This window comes from Campylobacter sp. RM16187 (assembly GCF_025319965.1).
Taxonomy (GTDB): domain Bacteria; phylum Campylobacterota; class Campylobacteria; order Campylobacterales; family Campylobacteraceae; genus Campylobacter_A.
This window is the reverse complement of sequence record NZ_CP012549.1, coordinates 929,657-946,738: the sequence shown is the minus strand read 5'-3', so window position 1 is coordinate 946,738 and position 17,082 is coordinate 929,657. Positions and strand designations below refer to the sequence as shown.

General features: G+C 36.5%; 16 protein-coding genes. All 16 read right to left on the bottom strand.

The genetic code is table 11. The annotated features are described in order from the left end of the window. Position 1: 1 nt before the first annotated feature. Positions 2-2,008 carry a site-specific recombinase gene (locus tag CDOMF_RS05225; RefSeq protein ID WP_260953072.1) on the bottom strand — a complete coding sequence of 669 codons (2,007 nt, stop codon included), beginning with the start codon at positions 2,006-2,008 and terminating at the stop codon, positions 2-4. 1 nt (position 2,009) lies between these two features. Further along, positions 2,010-2,351, bottom strand: coding sequence for a hydrogenase maturation nickel metallochaperone HypA (gene hypA, locus CDOMF_RS05220; RefSeq protein WP_260953071.1), 342 nt, complete (start codon positions 2,349-2,351; stop codon positions 2,010-2,012). 8 nt (positions 2,352-2,359) lie between these two features. Beyond that, positions 2,360-3,340, bottom strand: coding sequence for a hydrogenase expression/formation protein HypE (hypE, locus tag CDOMF_RS05215; protein WP_260953136.1), 981 nt, complete (start codon positions 3,338-3,340; stop codon positions 2,360-2,362). A 17-nt stretch (positions 3,341-3,357) separates the two neighbouring features. Further along, positions 3,358-4,449 (bottom strand): hydrogenase formation protein HypD, encoded by a 1,092-nt coding sequence (gene hypD, locus CDOMF_RS05210; RefSeq protein WP_260953070.1) that lies wholly within the window; start codon positions 4,447-4,449, stop codon positions 3,358-3,360. After that, positions 4,446-4,733 carry a HypC/HybG/HupF family hydrogenase formation chaperone gene (locus CDOMF_RS05205; protein WP_260953069.1) on the bottom strand — a complete coding sequence of 96 codons (288 nt, stop codon included), beginning with the start codon at positions 4,731-4,733 and terminating at the stop codon, positions 4,446-4,448. Before CDOMF_RS05205 ends, hypD begins: the two co-directional genes overlap by 4 nt. After that, positions 4,733-5,542: a hydrogenase nickel incorporation protein HypB gene (gene hypB / locus CDOMF_RS05200; RefSeq protein ID WP_260953067.1), complete on the bottom strand. Its 810-nt coding sequence runs from the start codon at positions 5,540-5,542 to the stop codon at positions 4,733-4,735. The genes CDOMF_RS05205 and hypB overlap by 1 nt, the downstream gene beginning before the upstream one ends. Positions 5,543-5,618: 76 nt before the next feature. Beyond that, positions 5,619-6,092: a GDYXXLXY domain-containing protein gene (locus tag CDOMF_RS05195; RefSeq protein ID WP_260953065.1), complete on the bottom strand. Its 474-nt coding sequence runs from the start codon at positions 6,090-6,092 to the stop codon at positions 5,619-5,621. After that, the gene (locus CDOMF_RS05190) at positions 6,082-7,341 is read right to left on the bottom strand and encodes a DUF2157 domain-containing protein (protein WP_260953064.1); all 1,260 of its coding nucleotides are present in this window, start codon (positions 7,339-7,341) and stop codon (positions 6,082-6,084) included. Before CDOMF_RS05190 ends, CDOMF_RS05195 begins: the two co-directional genes overlap by 11 nt. Before the next feature lie 3 nt (positions 7,342-7,344). Further along, on the bottom strand, positions 7,345-8,529 hold the full coding sequence (gene nhaA / locus CDOMF_RS05185) for a Na+/H+ antiporter NhaA (protein WP_260953063.1): 1,185 nt from the start codon (positions 8,527-8,529) through the stop codon (positions 7,345-7,347). Between the two features lie 140 nt (positions 8,530-8,669). Continuing rightward, entirely contained in the window at positions 8,670-9,083 is a 414-nt protein-coding gene (gene nikR, locus CDOMF_RS05180) for a nickel-responsive transcriptional regulator NikR (protein WP_169974715.1), read from the bottom strand. 46 nt (positions 9,084-9,129) lie between these two features. Continuing rightward, positions 9,130-11,364, bottom strand: coding sequence for a carbamoyltransferase HypF (gene hypF / locus CDOMF_RS05175; RefSeq protein ID WP_260953062.1), 2,235 nt, complete (start codon positions 11,362-11,364; stop codon positions 9,130-9,132). Beyond that, positions 11,342-12,895 carry a hypothetical protein gene (locus tag CDOMF_RS05170; protein WP_260953061.1) on the bottom strand — a complete coding sequence of 518 codons (1,554 nt, stop codon included), beginning with the start codon at positions 12,893-12,895 and terminating at the stop codon, positions 11,342-11,344. Before CDOMF_RS05170 ends, hypF begins: the two co-directional genes overlap by 23 nt. Continuing rightward, entirely contained in the window at positions 12,895-13,434 is a 540-nt protein-coding gene (locus CDOMF_RS05165) for a HyaD/HybD family hydrogenase maturation endopeptidase (RefSeq protein ID WP_260953060.1), read from the bottom strand. Before CDOMF_RS05165 ends, CDOMF_RS05170 begins: the two co-directional genes overlap by 1 nt. A 3-nt stretch (positions 13,435-13,437) precedes the next feature. Beyond that, entirely contained in the window at positions 13,438-14,121 is a 684-nt protein-coding gene (gene cybH / locus CDOMF_RS05160) for a Ni/Fe-hydrogenase, b-type cytochrome subunit (RefSeq protein WP_260953059.1), read from the bottom strand. Between the two features lie 9 nt (positions 14,122-14,130). After that, the gene (locus CDOMF_RS05155) at positions 14,131-15,849 is read right to left on the bottom strand and encodes a nickel-dependent hydrogenase large subunit (protein ID WP_260953058.1); all 1,719 of its coding nucleotides are present in this window, start codon (positions 15,847-15,849) and stop codon (positions 14,131-14,133) included. A gap of 2 nt (positions 15,850-15,851) precedes the next feature. Next, entirely contained in the window at positions 15,852-17,009 is a 1,158-nt protein-coding gene (locus tag CDOMF_RS05150; RefSeq protein WP_169974727.1) for a hydrogenase small subunit, read from the bottom strand. Positions 17,010-17,082: the final 73 nt, after the last annotated feature.

Genomic DNA, 17,082 nt, shown 5'->3' with positions numbered 1-17,082 from the left:
GCTACTCATCCAATCTATTTTTAAAAGGAAAAATCAGCTCATGAGGACGCTTTAACATCTGTTTTAAAAGCTTTTTTAAGAAAGAAAAGAGATTTCCTATGTTTGTATCTCTTGAGATTAAAGAGACCTTGAGAGCCAGAGCGAAGCTTACTAAAAGATTAATTGAACCTATTAAAAATACGCAAGCTAAGTAATACAAAAAATCATAATAAGATATTTGCAAATGAGTAGATGCGTAGCCTAAATTTGCACTAGAAAAAGCCACGTGAGCAATATCTAGAGGCAAATTTAAGATATTACCTATAAGAGGCGTAATACCCAAAAGAATACCAAAGAAAAAATTTCCAGCCACTGTTCCGTGATGATCATGGATATACTCTGCCAGCTTAAGCCTTTTATCATCGCTAAGCGCCTTTTTTAGCCAAGGATGGTGATAAAGTCTCTCTTTAAGCTCCAGGCAATCCGCTCTATTATCAAAATATCCAGATATTAGCCCTGAACAAAATAGCCAAACTCCGGCTATCGCTGCAAAGAAAAGAGGGGTAAAAGGCTCTAAATTTTTTAGATAATAAGAAGCCTCACTAGGATTTAAAATAGCCCCACTACCCTTTATGACAAAATATGCAACTAAAAACGATGTCAGTAGAGCCAAACTTACATTGCCTACAACAGAGGCGAATTGAGATCTGCTAACCTTAAATATAAGCCCTATAAGCTTATCTTGATTTACCATATTATCTTCTTCTTTTTCAACCTCTTTTGCAAAGGTAGAGGCTGTCATCGCAGGCTGCTTGGTAGCTACCGTAAAGCCTATCAGACTAATTATCACAAAGCCAAGACCGTAATTCAATCCTATTAGGATGGTTTGCGTTATAAACGAAAAGTCAGACTGAACTATATTGATTTTTAGTAGAGCCATCAATGCTATTATAACTCCGGCTCCAGCTGACTTTAAAAACATTTTAAAATACTCTTTTTTATTATCAACCGTATAGTGTTCGCCGTGCTCGCTAATATTATTTGTAATACTTTTAGCCACTATGCGACTGCTTTGTCTATATACCTCGCTGAGAGAATTTCTAGTGGAGTTTCTTTTGACAGACTCTTTAAAAAACCTAATAAAAACTATATTTGACTCTTTTGTATCAAATTTTTTAATAAGCTCTATGATATTTTCTATTCGTTTTATAATCTGAACCAAACGTTCAAGCTCATATGTGACCGCGATAGAAATTCCCAAATTTAGAGATTTTTTCTTAAATTTATCAATTTGCTTTTTACACTGCTCTATAAGCACTTCTAAATGCTTGAAATCAAGCTTTGTAGAGCTTATTTCTATGTGATCATCTTGCATCTTGCTAACAAATTTCGCTACATCCCTTTGAAGCGCTATGAATGCGGAGTCTCTGTTTAATAGTGTATTATCAAGCCTGATGAAGTTATGATCAAACTCCTCTGAAGCTATCCGTATGGATAGTATCTCCATAGCGTATAATAGCTCGTTAAAAAGATGCTTTTTGGTAGAGTGTATATGAGTCGAATTTGAAAAAATAGACGAAAATAGTTCTATCCATTTTTCATCATCTATATTGCAGATCCATTTGTGATCATCCCCGCTTTTAAAAAGAGTGGCAAAAAGATATCTTAGTTCGCCTTTATTTGGAGGGTTTGGAAGAAATTTATTATAAAATCTCTCTTTTATTTCATATCCGAAGCCGTTTTTTGACAAGATACCAAATTTACTGATATTGTTCGATAGCTTTAATTTTATAAAAAATAGATTTATCTCATCGGAAATTTTGTTTGAGCTTTGGCTTTTTCGGTTAAAAAACTCTATAAGCATATTGATTTTTGATTCTGTTAAATCAATATTTTCTAAATTTTCAGGCCTAATAAAATCTACTAATTTTTTTAGTTTAGCTACTACATCAGCCTCTTCAATCTCTATTTTTTTTAATAATTTTTCAAATTCTACATTTATATCTTTGCCGTTTTTCAATAATTTCACCTTATCTCATCTCAAGACGCATCAGATACATATCCTCTCCGTCTATTACTCTTAAATCCTGACTACCGCATTTTGGGCAGGTGAAGTCATTTTCTCCCAATTGTGTATTTAGTCCGCACTGATTGCACTCTATGACTATATTTTGTAAATTTATTACAAGCTTGGCGTTTGAGCAGATAGTCTCATTTTTATATACATCAAAGGCGCTTTGCAGATAGTGTGGCTCAACTCCGCTTAGGCGCCCTACTTTTATCTCTATTTTTATAATTTCTTTTGCATTTTGTTTAGCTGCATTTTGTTCGCAGAGCCTTACTAGATCTTGAACTATACTTAATTCGTGCATCGCATTTCCTAGCAAATTCTAGGCAAAAGCTCGCCTTTGGGAGCCTCTAGCAGTCTTTTTGAGCCGTATATGTTTTGAAGTATTACTCTTGAATGTTGATCTTTTAAAATTTCTCCTACAGAATTTGCGTTTGCATCAAATTTTCTTAAAACCTTCAGAGCCTTCTCTTCGTCTTTAGCATCTACAGCCAGCACAAACGTACCCTCATTAGCAAGCTCATAAGGTTCAAATCCAAACAATTCGCAAACTCCAGCTACTTCGTCGCTAACTTTTATAAATTCATCTTTTATCAATATGTCAAATTTAGAAAATTTAGCCCACTCGTTTAAAACCGCACTTAGTCCGCCTCTGGTGGCATCTCGCATAGATAATGGCTTTATGCCGGCATTAAATAGCTCTTCAACTATCTCTTTTAAGCTCTTGCAATCGCTTTTAAGATTGCCTCCTAAGCTTAACTCTTCTCTATTGGCAAGAACAACTGCTCCATGCCTTCCGATATCACCAGAAAGAAGTATTTTTGCTCCCTGCTTCAATCCATTTAGTCCTACAGGCCCGTCTATAAGCTCTCCAATACCGGAAGTATTTATAAAAATTCCATCGCATTTTCCTTTAGGAACTACCTTGGTATCTCCGCAAACTACTTTAACGCCACAGCTTTTGCAAATATCGGCAAGAGAGGTTAAAACTCGTTCAAGCTTATCTATCTCAAACCCCTCTTCGATAATTAGTGCGCAGCTTAAATATTTGGCTCTGGCTCCCACCATCGCAAGATCGTTTATAGTGCCGCAAGCGGCTATCTTACCTATATTTCCGCCGTTAAAAAATATTGGAGTTACCACAAAACTATCTGTGCTAAATGCTAATTTTCCGCTTAAATTTAATAGTGCAGAGTCGTTTGATTGGCTTAAAATTTCATTATCAAAAATTTTAAAAATCAGATCATTTATAAGAGAATTCATCTCCTCTCCGCCACCGCCGTGACTGAGCATTATCTTGCTATCTTTACTCAAATCGCTTCCTTTGCGTATTTAAAATATGCCGCGCAGGCTCCCTCGCTAGATACCATACATGAGCCTATCGGATTTTTTGGAGTGCAGGCTTTAGCAAAAATTTTACAATCATACGGTTTTGCTCGCCCTCGTAAAATTTCTCCGCATATACAGGCTTTACTCTCGGCTTTACTATTAACTTCGCAATCAAACTTCATTCTTGCGTCAAGATAGCTAAACTCTTGGCGTATTTTCATTCCGCTATCTTTTATGACCCCAAGTCCGCGCCAATTAAAATCACATGGCTCAAAATATCTATTTATCAGCTCTTTGGCCTTTAAATTTCCGCTTCTACTTACAACCCTTGCGTATTCGTTATATACATTATAAGTACCGGCATTTTGCTGACGAACCAAATTTAAAACCGAATCCATAATATCAAGTGGCTCAAATCCGCTTACGGCTATAGGTCTTTTATAATCCTTTGCGATATCTTCATAAATTTCATATCCAGTTATCACGCTTACGTGGCTTGGTCCCAAAAAGGCATCTATCTTGACGCTCTCATCGTCCATTATCGCTCTTACTGGAGCTGGAACTGTTACATGATTTATATGAAAAAATAAATTTTTTATGCCCAGCTCTACTGTTTTTTGCATTAGACTAGCAGTCATTGGAGTGGTGGTCTCAAAACCGATTGCAAAAAATATAATATTTTTGCTCAAATTTTCCTGAGCTATTTTTATACAATCAAGCGGGCTATACAATGCTCTAATATCAGCGCCATCAGCTCTAAGCTTTTGAAGGCTTGTAATTGAGCCAGGAACCTTAAGCATATCCGCTAGCGTGCATAGTATCACGTCATCTCTAGAAGCAATCTTGACAGCTTCATCTATTCTACTCTTAGGCATTATACACACAGGACAACCTGGACCGTGAACGAAGTTTATCTTCTCTCCTACAAGCCCGGTAAGACCAAATTTCATAATACTATGAGTGTGTCCTCCACAAATTTCCATGATATTTAGAGGCTTTACACTCTCTCTTTTAATAAGTTCACTAAGAGCTAAAATTAGATCTTTATCTCTAAATTCATTGATTAGAGTCATCTTTTCTCACTCATAGCACTTAAACCCATATCACCCTCATCCTCATCTATCTCACCGTTTGCCATATCTTCGGCGATTTTTTTATAAATTTCTAAGCTTTCAAGTGCGAACTTAGTATCAATTTTTTCCATTGCATATCCAACATGAATTAGCACATATTCGCCCACTTTAACAGTATCGGATATTAGATCTAAGCTCACACGTCTAGTTACGCCCAAAGTCTCAACCAATGCGACGTTATTCTCATCTATCTCAAGGACTTTTGATGGAATAGAAAGGCACATTATCTAAACTCCTTTTTAAACTGCAAATAGTTTATCCATTTATCAACGCCTTGACCTGTTTTGCTATCAAGCTCGATAATATCTACTTTTGGATTGAGTTTTCTGGCGTCACCAATAACCTTTTTTACATCAAAATCAAAATGAGGAAGCAATGAAATTTTAGTAATGATTACAAGATCTGCCGAGCGAAACATAACAGGATATTTGCTTACTTTATCGCTTCCTTCAGGAACCGAGATAAGCACAACATTTAAGTGTGAACCCACATCATAGCTTGCAGGGCAGACTAAATTTCCGACATTTTCTATAAAAACCAGATCAAGATCGTTTAAAGGCAGATGATGAAGACCTTCATGAACCATAAAAGCATCCAAGTGACAGGTTTGCCCGGTTGTGATCTGATGAGCCTTTGCGCCAGCTTTTAATATCCTATCGGCATCTTGGTTTGTCTCCAGGTCACCCTCAACAACACCGATCTTAAATTTATCACTCTTTATAGTGGCTTCAAGAAGAGTGGTTTTGCCAGCACCTGGACTACTCATTAAATTTATACATAAAATTCCGTGCTCATCCAAATGGTCTCTATTGTGCTGCGCCTCTTTGTCGTTTTCAGATAAAATTTTAGTAATTACTTCAATGGTCTTTGTCTCGCCAAGCACAGGATGAGTATGGGCTTCGTGAGTATGCTCATGATGGGCATTGTGTCCATGATCGCCACTATGATCATGTGTATGAGAGTGAGTCGTTCCATCAGCATGGGTATGAGTATGATTATGTCCACCTAGTGAACATCCACAATCTTTGCACATGTTATATCCTTTTTTGTGTTTTCAAAATAACAATACTACTGATTTAAATTAAAATTTGGCTTATTTTTATCTTTTACTATTTTAAAACTATCTCTTTTATCCTTGCGCTACCATTATCCATTACCGATAAGATTGCCCAAGCGCCTTTTTGACGGATATCCCTCTCTATTTGCAAGGCTTTATCAATAGGCATAAAAAATGCCTCTATTCCAAATTTTACCCTGTTTCCATAAATTCTTCCGGTCAAAAATATTTGATTTTTAGGCTTTACAAAGTTGTATTCATCTTTTACATATGTACCGTTTATATCTTTTAGTGCTAGATAAATTTTAGTTCCTGGCTTTTGAAGATCTGCGTATTTAATCGGCAAAGCCGAAAAATCATAGTTCAGACTCACATAATTTCCTCTTAGTAAATCCCTTGGATCATAAAGAGTTACATCTACTTTAATCTCTTTGCCAAAATATATAGGAGCATAGGCGTAAGCAAGCATCGCAATTAGGCTTAAAATTTGAAAAATAATGGCAAATATTAAAATTTTAACTCTCATTTTTTATAGCCTTTTTATTTCTAGAGACTACAAGTACTATTACTGCAAATAGCAAAAACAGTAAACTTGTGCCTATATAATCGCCTATTAGATCAAAATACCTCACATTGGCAACTATAAAGATAGTTGATAACCCTAACTTTAAATAATCTTGTTTTATGAGCACGGCTCCTGTTATAACACTTAGTATGGAATATATAGCGTTTGAATACTCAAAAAAATATCCGATACCAAAAGGCAAAAACAATAAAAACAGAGCAATAATAGCTACGTAATACCTTTTAAATTGGGCTAAAATAATTAAAGAAAATGTAGCAAAAACGATATGTAAAACACCATAAATCCTGCCATAAAAAGCAAGTGAGTTGTTTAGATCTATATAGTCATAATTTCTATGGCTAATAAAAGACATAGCAAAAAGAAGTATTACTATCCCGGTAATCAAAGAGATCCATCTTAACGCAACCGCTATTTTAATCTTATTAAATTTTTGAGCCACAAGTGATAAAGAAATACCAAAAAGCGAGTATGAAAGTCCTATTAAGACGATTTGATTTATAGTTATATACCACATAAATTGAGAAAATTCAAAAGAGCTTAAATTTGCCATATTACAAATAATATAGACAAAAATAGATATAAAAAGCATCACGGTAAGCGCCTTTGACTCATCTTTTAAAAGCATATAAAAAGATATTGCCATAAAGATCAAAAACTCATGCGAGACTCTAAGCTCGATATCCATAAGAAACCAAAGAAGAGCTATTGCTAAACTCTGAGTAATTAAAATTGATTTTTTGGTAGCTATTGAGAGTATAAAGGCACCAACAGCCCACAATAACACTCCATTTAGCATATGTTCGCCCAAATGATAAATTTGAGCTATCAATGCTATAGCTATACCGTAGCAAAAATTTCCTAAGAAAAATAAGCTGATAGCCATAGATTCTCTACCGTTTTTTAGCATAAAAAGCGCACTTAAATTTACAAAAGCCAAAATGCTTATAATAATTAAAAGTCTTACAGCTCTTGGCATCTCTTCCCAATTGGCTCCTACAAGAGTAATCAATGAAAGAGCCAAAAATAAATACGCTATAAGCTTTAAAATAAAGCTCTTTTTATCGCTCACATTTTGCAAATCTATGTCATATCTAGCTGCTATTTTTTCTGAACTTACTCTATCTAATAGGCCTTCATTACGCCACTTCACAAGCTCGTTTGCTAAAAAATTCTTATTTAAGAAAAACATTAATTATTCTACGCACCTTATTATTCTATGGCGACCAGCAAAATATAAAACCGCATACCCTACGATTCCTGATATCAAAGACGCTATCAATATCGCAAGTTTATCTGCATATGCAAACTGCTGAGTATCGTGATAAGAAAGAGAGTTGATAAACAAACTCATAGTAAATCCAATGCCTGTTAATATACAAAGTCCATAAAACTGAAGCATATTGGAATATTTCGGAAGTTTTGCTATGCCAAGTTTTATGGCGATAAAACAAAATCCAAAAACTCCAAGCTGTTTGCCTATAAAAAGACCTGCGATTACGCCTACCGATACAGGATGAAATATCTGCTCTACGCCAATTCCATTTAATGAAATTCCTGCATTTACGAATGCAAACACAGGTAACACAAAAAATGCTATATATCCATGCAGATCATGTTCAATCTCTTTAAGCATAGATCTATCACTATTTTTAAATTTAAGCGGTATAAAAAATGCCGATACAACACCTGCTAAAGTCGCATGCACTCCGGATTTTAAAACACTTATCCAAAGAATAATGCCCAAAATCAGATATAGTGCTTTTTTGTTTACATTGAGTAAATTTAATGCAAGAAGTCCCAACAATACAACACCTGCAATACCGATAGAGACTATAGATAAATTCCCGCTGTAAAAAATTGCCATTATTAAAATTGCGCAAACATCATCGATAATCGCCATAGTAACCAAGAAAATTTTAAGGCTAGCAGGCACTCTCCTGCCAAGTATCATAATAATACCAAGTGCAAAAGCCGTATCAGTGGCAGTCGGTATCGCCCAGCCCTTTATAGCAAAAGAATCCGAATGATTAAAAAGATAAAATATAAGAGCAGGGATCACAATGCCACCTATAGCTCCAATTACTGGCAAAATTACTTGAGAGAAATTTCTAAGCTCTCCCTCTATAAGTTCACGCTTTAACTCAAGCCCCAAAAGAAAGAAAAATATCGACATAAGACCGTCATTTACCCATAAAATAAGGGGCTTTTGGATATCAAGCTCATCAAAAATAAAACCTGCATTTATACGTAAAAATGAGTTATAAAACTCACTTAAAACACCATTTTGAAATATCATTGCGATAATAGCGGCAAAAATCAGTAAGATTCCGGAGCTAGCCTCATGTTCGACAAATTTTTTAAAAGAGAAGTGCTTCATAAATTATAAGAACCTTTTAAATGGAATAAAAATTTAGTAGGATATGAACGATTTTAGCAAGAAGTTGATAAATACTGAATAAAAAATAATAACTTTTTTAGGCGGGCAATCTTAAATTTGCCCGCCAACCAATCTAAAATCTACGAGCTTGGAACAGCCGCTTTAGTGAGTTTTGCAAATTTCACTCCTTTAAGCCCTGCTATTTTAGCTGAAAATTCCTCTATCTGCGCCGCTTTCCCGCGCAAAATAAGAGTCTCCAGACAATTATAATGATCTATATGTATATGAGTTGTGCATGTTATCTCCACACAGGCATCATGCTCTATATTCATCATTTTAACTACTAAATCGTTTTGATGATGAGTATAAATCAGCGTCAAAACTCCTATCAAATCCTCATCAGCATTTTTCCAACTATCGCTGATAATCTTTTCTCGAATCAAGTCACGCGTGAATTCGCTCCTTGATGCATAGCCTTGTGAGCTTACCTTCTTGTCAAGTTCATCTAACAACTGCTTCGGCAAGGAAACACTAAATCTGATTATCTCGTCCATATCGCCCTCCTTAAGTGAATCCTATACTATTATAGAACCTTAAATCTTATAAGTTGTTTAATGAATAGTATAATTGCCCCGTAGCTATCGAAGAATCATTTATTGGATGAGTTTTGTTAAAATAATATTTTATACTATTATTTTTAAAACTATTAATTATTTTTCTTAAGAAAACTCTATTTTGAAACACTCCACCCGAAAGCAAAACATCCCTACTATCAATTTTAGCAATTTGGGTTACAATATCACAAAGTCCGTTTATAAAAGCTGTTGCAGCTGTTTTTTTATCATCCTTTAGAGCCGACTTGAAAGCCTCTTTAAAGACTATTTTTTGATTATCCAGTTCAAATTTATAGCTTTTTTGTATACTTTCGTCATATAAAGCCTCAAGTTCCATTCCGATTTCACCTTCGTAACTAACAGTTTTAAGCCCCAAAATAATGCTTCCAAAAGCATCAAATATCCTTCCTAGCGAGCTTGTAGCAATGGAATTTATCTTTTTATCATGCATTGTTTTTAAATTTTTTAGCTCGTTTTGATCAAATTTTTTCAAAAATTCCTTTGCAGTTTCCTCCAAGTGATATTTTAATATTATCGAGTAGGCAATCTTGTATATGTTTTTAATACTACTCTCCCCACCGAGCAACAAAAACTCATCAAAATGAAAAATCCTCTCATATTTTTTTGAGCTAGTGAGTAAAATTTCCCCACCCCATATTGTATTGTTACCTCCATACCCAGTTCCGTCAAAGCAAAAACCAAGATATTTTTTATCTTTATCAAGATTATGCTCAAACATAACAGATAGCAGATGAGCATAGTGGTGCTGAATTTGAGTGATTTTAGCCCCGTTTTTAGCGGCATACTCTTTTGCCCATTTTAAATTTAAAAAATGCGGATGTAAATCAGCTACTATCTCGTCAAATTTAAGCTCGTAAACCTGCTCAAAAAGCTCTATTAAAGAGCAAAACCTCTCATAAGTCGCTACGTTTTTGAGATCGCCTATATAAGGGCTTATCATCACTTCGCCATCTTTGTGTATGGCAAATTGATTTTTTAGCTCCGCTCCGACAGCTAAAATCGTGCGTTTATCTTTAAAATTTGTATGCAAAAATTTAGGATTTACCCCTCTACTCGTTCGTAAAAAAACAGGCTCATCATCAACGACAAATACGATACTATCATCACTTGGTGACTCTATCTCTCGGTTGTTATCAAGATAATAATCAATCACATCGCTCATCTTTTCAAGCAAGCTAGCCTCATTATAGATGATAGGCTCGCCTGAGATATTCGCAGAGGTTGCCACTATGTCGTTTTTTAGGTATTCAAACAGCAAAAGATGCACGCCGGTATACGGCAAAAATATGCCTATTTTATTAAGATTTGGTGCGATTTGCTTTGATAAATTTGATTCGGCTCTGCTTTGAAGTACTACTATCGGCTTTAAATTTGAGGTTAAAATTTGCTCCTCGGCAGGGCAGATATAAGCGTGTTTTTTAGCATTTTGCAAATTTTTACACATGATAGCAAAAGGCTTTTTAGGGCGGTGTTTTCTGGCTCTAAGCTCGCTAACGGCTTGTTCGTTTGTAGCGTCACAAACCAGATGAAAGCCGCCAAGCCCTTTGATAGCTAAAATTTTGCCCTCATTTATAAGCTCTGCGGCAGTTTTTACACTCTCATTTCCTGCTGTTACTATTTTTCCAAATTTGTCTTTTAGGCTTAGGCTCGGGCCGCAGTTTGGGCAAGATATCGGCTGAGCGTGATATCTTCTGTTGGTTGGATCTTTATATTCACCACCGCAAAATTCACACATCTTAAACTCGTTCATAGTCGTATTTATGCGGTCGTATGGAAGTGATTTGATGATGGAAAATCTAGGCCCGCAATTAGTGCAGTTTATAAAAGGATAGTGATAGCGCGGGTTTTTAGGATCATAAAATTCTCGCTCGCAATCAACGCAAAGTGCAAAATCAGGCAAAATCGGAGCGTGCTTTTTGGCGGACTTTGAAGCAATTATCTTAAAGTCACTAAATTTAACACCGTCAAGCTCAAATTTTAAAACTTGATCGATCCTAGCTAGGCTAGGAAGCTCATCTATCACAGCTTTATCAAATTTAGCTAATGCCTCATCTTTGCCATATAGCGTTAGTTTAACACCCTCATCATCGTTATAAACTTCGCCAAAAAGATTGAATTTAAGAGCTAAATTATAGATAAAAGGACGAAATCCTACCCCCTGAACAAGACCTGAAATTTCATATCTCACGCATCTCTTCAAGCGAAAGTCCTTTGCTAAATTTTGCGCTTGTGCCGACTCTTACGTGTTTAGCGATCAGATTTGAAAGAGCCTTACACTCAAACAAAGAGCCTTGCAAAACGATGTGTTTAAACTCAAAATCCTCTCTTAAAACATCGCAAAAATCAGATATAAAATGCGCAAATGACTCAAGATAGCCAAAGCTTAAAATCTTATCATCAACGCCAGCTAAGCGAAAGCTCATACCGCTTCTTATGAATTTTACGATATCAAAACCAGTTTTTGAAGCCATTTTAAAATCAAGTCTCGGACCTTTTGGACCGTTAAAATCCATCGCATTTTCAAGCAGTTTAGTGCCGGCTCTTTTTAAATCATCATCAAATCCAAATATCTTGCCGACTATGCAAAAGAGCGAGAAAAAGCTGTTTGGCGTGTTTATGCTTCCACTTGCGAGCGAAAAATTTGCGCTAAAATTTGCTACAAGCCTATCTCCGCCCTCTTCTTTTGATATCATCTCAAAAATCTCTTCAAAGCTACTTGGAATTTGTAAATTTAGCACTTCAAAATCGCTGTTTTTAAGATAAATTTTAAACTCATCTTCATCAAATTTGCTTAAAAACACTCTGAGTTTATTTTCGTCCTTGATGCCTAGCTCATCGGCGCTTAAGTAGAAATTAGCCAAATTTTTATCTTTTGAAACCTCTATGAAGTCGCTAAAGCCATCTTTATAATAAATTTGAGCATTTGAAAAGATATATTCGTTTTCTAAAACGGTAGCTTTAAAAAGCTCTTTGCCTGATTTAAGCGCTATGAAATTTACGCCCGCTTCAAAAAGCTTTTCACAAAATGCGTAGATAAATATATCACGAGGCGCTTTTACGTTAAAAAAATGCGGTGCGCTTGGGTGATTTTGTCTATAAAGGGCGTTTGTTTTAAGCTCTATCATAGGCTTTTCGTAGCTTGCAAGAGCGATTTGCGAGTTTTGATCGCAAATGAAAATTTTTGGCAAATTTTTAAGCTTTGTAGGCATCACAAGATCAAAATCGCTATTTAGCTCATCAAAATTTAAAATTTCAAAACTTCCTTCTAAATCTTTAAATTTAAAATTTTCTCCATTTTTAAAGCTTAAAAGCGCAAATTCTAAAAACTCTGTAAAATTTTCTTTTATAACAGCTTCAAATTTATCATCTTTAAAGAGTTTAACATCACTAAAAACTCCATTTTCACAAGCTGAAATTTTGCCCTCGTGAAAGTCTTGTATTATGCTTGGAGTGATGTTTGAAAGAGTATTTTTAAACTCTTTTTGCTCGCCTTTTAGCTCTTCGCTTACAAAAACTTTTGAATTTGATAAAAATATAAAGTGTGGTATAAGAGCTGAAATTTCATCGGAAAATTTTAAAAGCTCTTCTTGCTCACCTTCCAGATGAAGCCTTATAAACGAGCCTTCGCGCTCTATACCATAAGAAAGCTTGCTTTTTTTAGCATAAAAATTCAAAAAAAATGCCAAATTTTCATTTGAGTTTGCATACTCAAATTCATAGGTAAGTATCATCAGATGCCTTTGTTTTTGTATTCGTTTGCGAGGTCTATTATATTTAAATTTGCGATTTTTTCATAGCTAAATCCAAGTTCTTCAAGGTGTTTTAGCAGTGTTTTTTCCATGACTTTGGCGCTAGCTTGAATTTCACTTGAGAGCTCAAAACTCATAGGCTCTATTCGCTTTGGAACTACGCCTAAAATTTTAGTCTTTGGCATATCTCCTGCAAGCTCCATAAGCTGAAGAGTTTGAAGCATCTCAACTTCGTGCGCTGAGCCATCCCAAGAAATTTTGTTTGGCATTGCTTCGTAGTCGAAAAAATATACATCGCCTATGCTTGATTCATCAGCGCTTATACAATCAACTACGATAAGATAGTCAAATTCTGTGATAATAGGAGTTAGAGCGATAGCCAAAGTGCCGCCGTCAACAAATTCCAAAAAGTCGGTTTCGTGAGTAAATTTGTAGTTTCTTTTTATCATTTCGGTAAAATGAACTCCGACACCTTCGTCGGAGAACATTACATTACCGATGCCAAGGACAAGCACCTTCATATATCAGTGCTCTTCTTTGACGAATTTATATCCGCTTACAACGGCATCCATAGCGCCGTTTTTGCCTTTAACTGCGTTAAATACAGCCATATAAATATGAACCGGAACAAATATCATAATTATCCACATCGCTACGCGGTGAATCGTTCTAACATTTGCAAGTCCGCCCATAAGCTCCTCAAAATATCTCATCGGCTCATAAAATAAGCCGCCTAGCCCTTCGTGATAAACATGCACATAAAGCACCATGCCAGTTAGGCAGATCACAAAAAGCACGAGATAAAAGAATAGATATGACGCAAACTGAAGCGGGTTATAAACGCCTCTTAGATGCGGATGCGGTCCTAAAAATATGTAGTATTTGATCTGTGCTATCCAAACCTTTGAACTAAAGAAATCATAAATACTAGCAAGCTCTTTTCTGCTAAGCTTATCAAAGAAGAAAAGATATAGCTTAAATATCGTAACCGCAATGAGTATAAATCCCGCTACTTGGTGAGCCGCGCGCCATTTTGCATTTAAAAATATCGTAGGCTCGTTAGTCACCTCAGGAGCTATAAACACATAAGATATATAAAACCCGCTTACAACTAGAAATGCAATCGCTACAAATCTAATCCAGTGCGTAAGCCTAAGACCTATCGAAAATTCGTATTCGCTGATGCGATCGGGTTTATGATGTGACATAAATCCTCCTTACAAATTTGGATTGATTTTGTATTCGCTAATCTTATTTCCCTTAGTATCCATAACGTGAACCGCGCACGCAATGCATGGATCGTAAGAGTGAATTTTACGAATAATTTCAAGCGGCTGAGTTAAATCGGCTATCTTAAGCCCTATTAGACACTCTTCGTATGAACCGCGAACACCGTTTGCATCCTTTGGAGATGCATTCCAAGTTGAAGGAACAACCGCTTGCCAGTTTGTTATAACGCCGTCTTTGATTCTGCACCAGTGAGATAAAGCGCCTCTTGGAACATGCCCCATATATCTGCCCCTATACTCTTTCTTAGGATCTATGACATATTTAGCGCAAGTCTCTTGGTCAACTTTTAAATTCTCCACAAGATTACCGAATGCCTTCAAGGCATTATCTGCAATAACCTTTGCCTCAATCATACGAGTAGCTGTTCTTCCTAGTGTAGACAGCACTGCTGTTATCGGTAGTCCTGTATCTTTTAAGAATTTATCTACAACAGGAACTACATATTTGTTGCCTTTTGCATAGTTAATAACAATATTAGCCAAAGGTCCTACCTGCATAGGAATTCCGTCATATCTAGGAGCCTTAATCCAAGAGTATTTACCCTTAATATCAAACAGTTGAGCTTCAACTTCTTTACCATTTTGATCTAGGGTTTTGCCTTTTTTAAAGCCCGTATAATTAGGATCGGTTTGTCCTTCATAAGGGTGAAGAGGTGCAGGATTTTTATACCAAGCGTGTGTAGCCTCTTCGGTAATCTTATTATCGTCAACCTCATGAACCTTGCTTATATCGCCGTTTAAGATAATACCGCTCTCAAATAGCCATTCATTCGAACCCAAAGGCAACTCTTTATATGTATATAAATTAGGTGTTCCAACATCATTTAGTACGCTAGGCTCATTGGCATAAGCCTTGCCTGCCATTACCAAATCAGGATAGTAAGCTCTATCTATAAATTCTTTAACTTCCTGAAATTTAACCATATACTCGCCAAGTCTTGAAGGACTAAGAATATCCATCACACAGGTTACTCCACCTACTGTTAAACTTTGCGGATGGGGTTGCTTAGAACCAAATATGACCATCATTTGAGCCGCAGTTCTTTGAATTCTCAAACACTCAAGATAGTGAGAGAGAGCTATTAAATTTTGCTCAGGAGTAAAATGATAAGTTTTATGTCCCCAATAAGCATTAGCAAATGGCCCCAAATTTCCCTTTTGAACAAAGGCTTTTACCTTATCTTGTACAGCTTTTAGGTGATCAGCTCCTGTCGCAAGAGGTGTATCACAGTATTTAAAAGCCTCTTCACTAGCCTTTCTAACATCGGCACTAAGAGCCGATACAACATCAACAAAATCAAGTCCGTGAAGTTGATAAAAATGCACAGGATGATCATGCATAAAAAGCGCCGCACTCATAAGAGTTCTTGTTAATACGGCATTTAAAGGAGGCGTAATACCCAATGCATCCTCTACAGCAATAATACCTGCCTTGTAGTGAGAATAGGTGCATACTCCGCAAATTCTTTGAGTGAAGAATCCAACATCTCTAGGGTCGCGTCCTTTTACGATTTGTTCTATTCCGCGCCAAAGAGTTGAGCCTGAATAGGCCTCTTTAACTACATTATTTTCATCTACCACTACCTCTACGCGCAAGTGCCCTTCAATCCTCGTTACAGGATCTACTACTATTCTTTGTTCGCTCATAATTATGCCTCTTTCTCTTCTTTATCTTTTGCAAAAACAGCAAGTGCAGCGTGTGCAGCCATACCTATACCAGCAAGCGCAAGCACACCTATGCCTATCTTGTCGCTTACATTATCGGCACCAAGACCCAAAACGGTGTCAAACAGTCTATCCCCCATAGGCTCTTCAAATGGTCCCATGGTATCCCAGAAATCAGGCTCACTACAACCTATGCAGCCGTGACCTGCTTGAACAGGCCAGCTTGTATGCTGATTAAATCTCTCGCGTGAGCAATTATTGAATGTGTATGGACCCTTGCAGCCGACTTTATATAAGCAGTATCCGTCTTTTGCGCCCTCATCACCAAATCTTTGAACAAATTCGCCCGCGTCAAAGCGTCCGCGTCTTTCGCAAAGATCGTGAATCCTAAGACCGTAAGCCCATTTTGGACGATTAAATACATCAAGAGCCGGAAGTGTCCCAAATAAAATATAGTGAAGTACGTTTCCTACGATATTTTTTTCGCTTGGAGGACAGCCAGGAACATTAATAACAGGCTTGCTTGTAACCTTGCTCATAGCTTGTGAATTTGAAGGGTTTGGACGAGCCGCCTGAACACCTCCAAAACTGGAACAGGTACCTATGGCAAAGATTGCTGCAGCGTTTTCACTAGCGTGTTTTGCATTGTGATATCCGGTGTGTCCTAAAGCCCCGATAGTTAGATAGTTTTCTGTAGCACCCATAGGTATACCACCTTCAACTAAAAGTATATACCTGCCTTTATATTTTTCTATAGCACTTTCTAAATTCTCCTCAGCTTGCCAACCGGAAGCCGCCATGATAGTCTCGTGATATTCAAGCGATATATAATCAAATATAAGACTATCTACCGTAGGAGTATCCGTTCTAAGTAGACTTTCGCTACAGCCTGTACACTCTGCCATATGAAGCCATATCACAGGCAAGCGATCGCTTAGCTCTGCAGCCTTTGCAACGATAGGCGTCATAGATGCAGGAAGCGCCATAAACGCCGTCATCGCACCTGCCCATTTCATAAAATCACGACGAGTAAAGCCGCTTGCCTTCAGAGCTTCGCTTATGGAGCCTTCACTCTTTACTCTTGGTAGCTTGGCCAGAATATTGAGTCGCTCATTAACTCTGGCAAGAACATCATTTTTCATACCTACTCCTTAAAAAAATGAATTTATACCACAACAAATATGTAAATTTTACATAATTATATATATAGAAAAA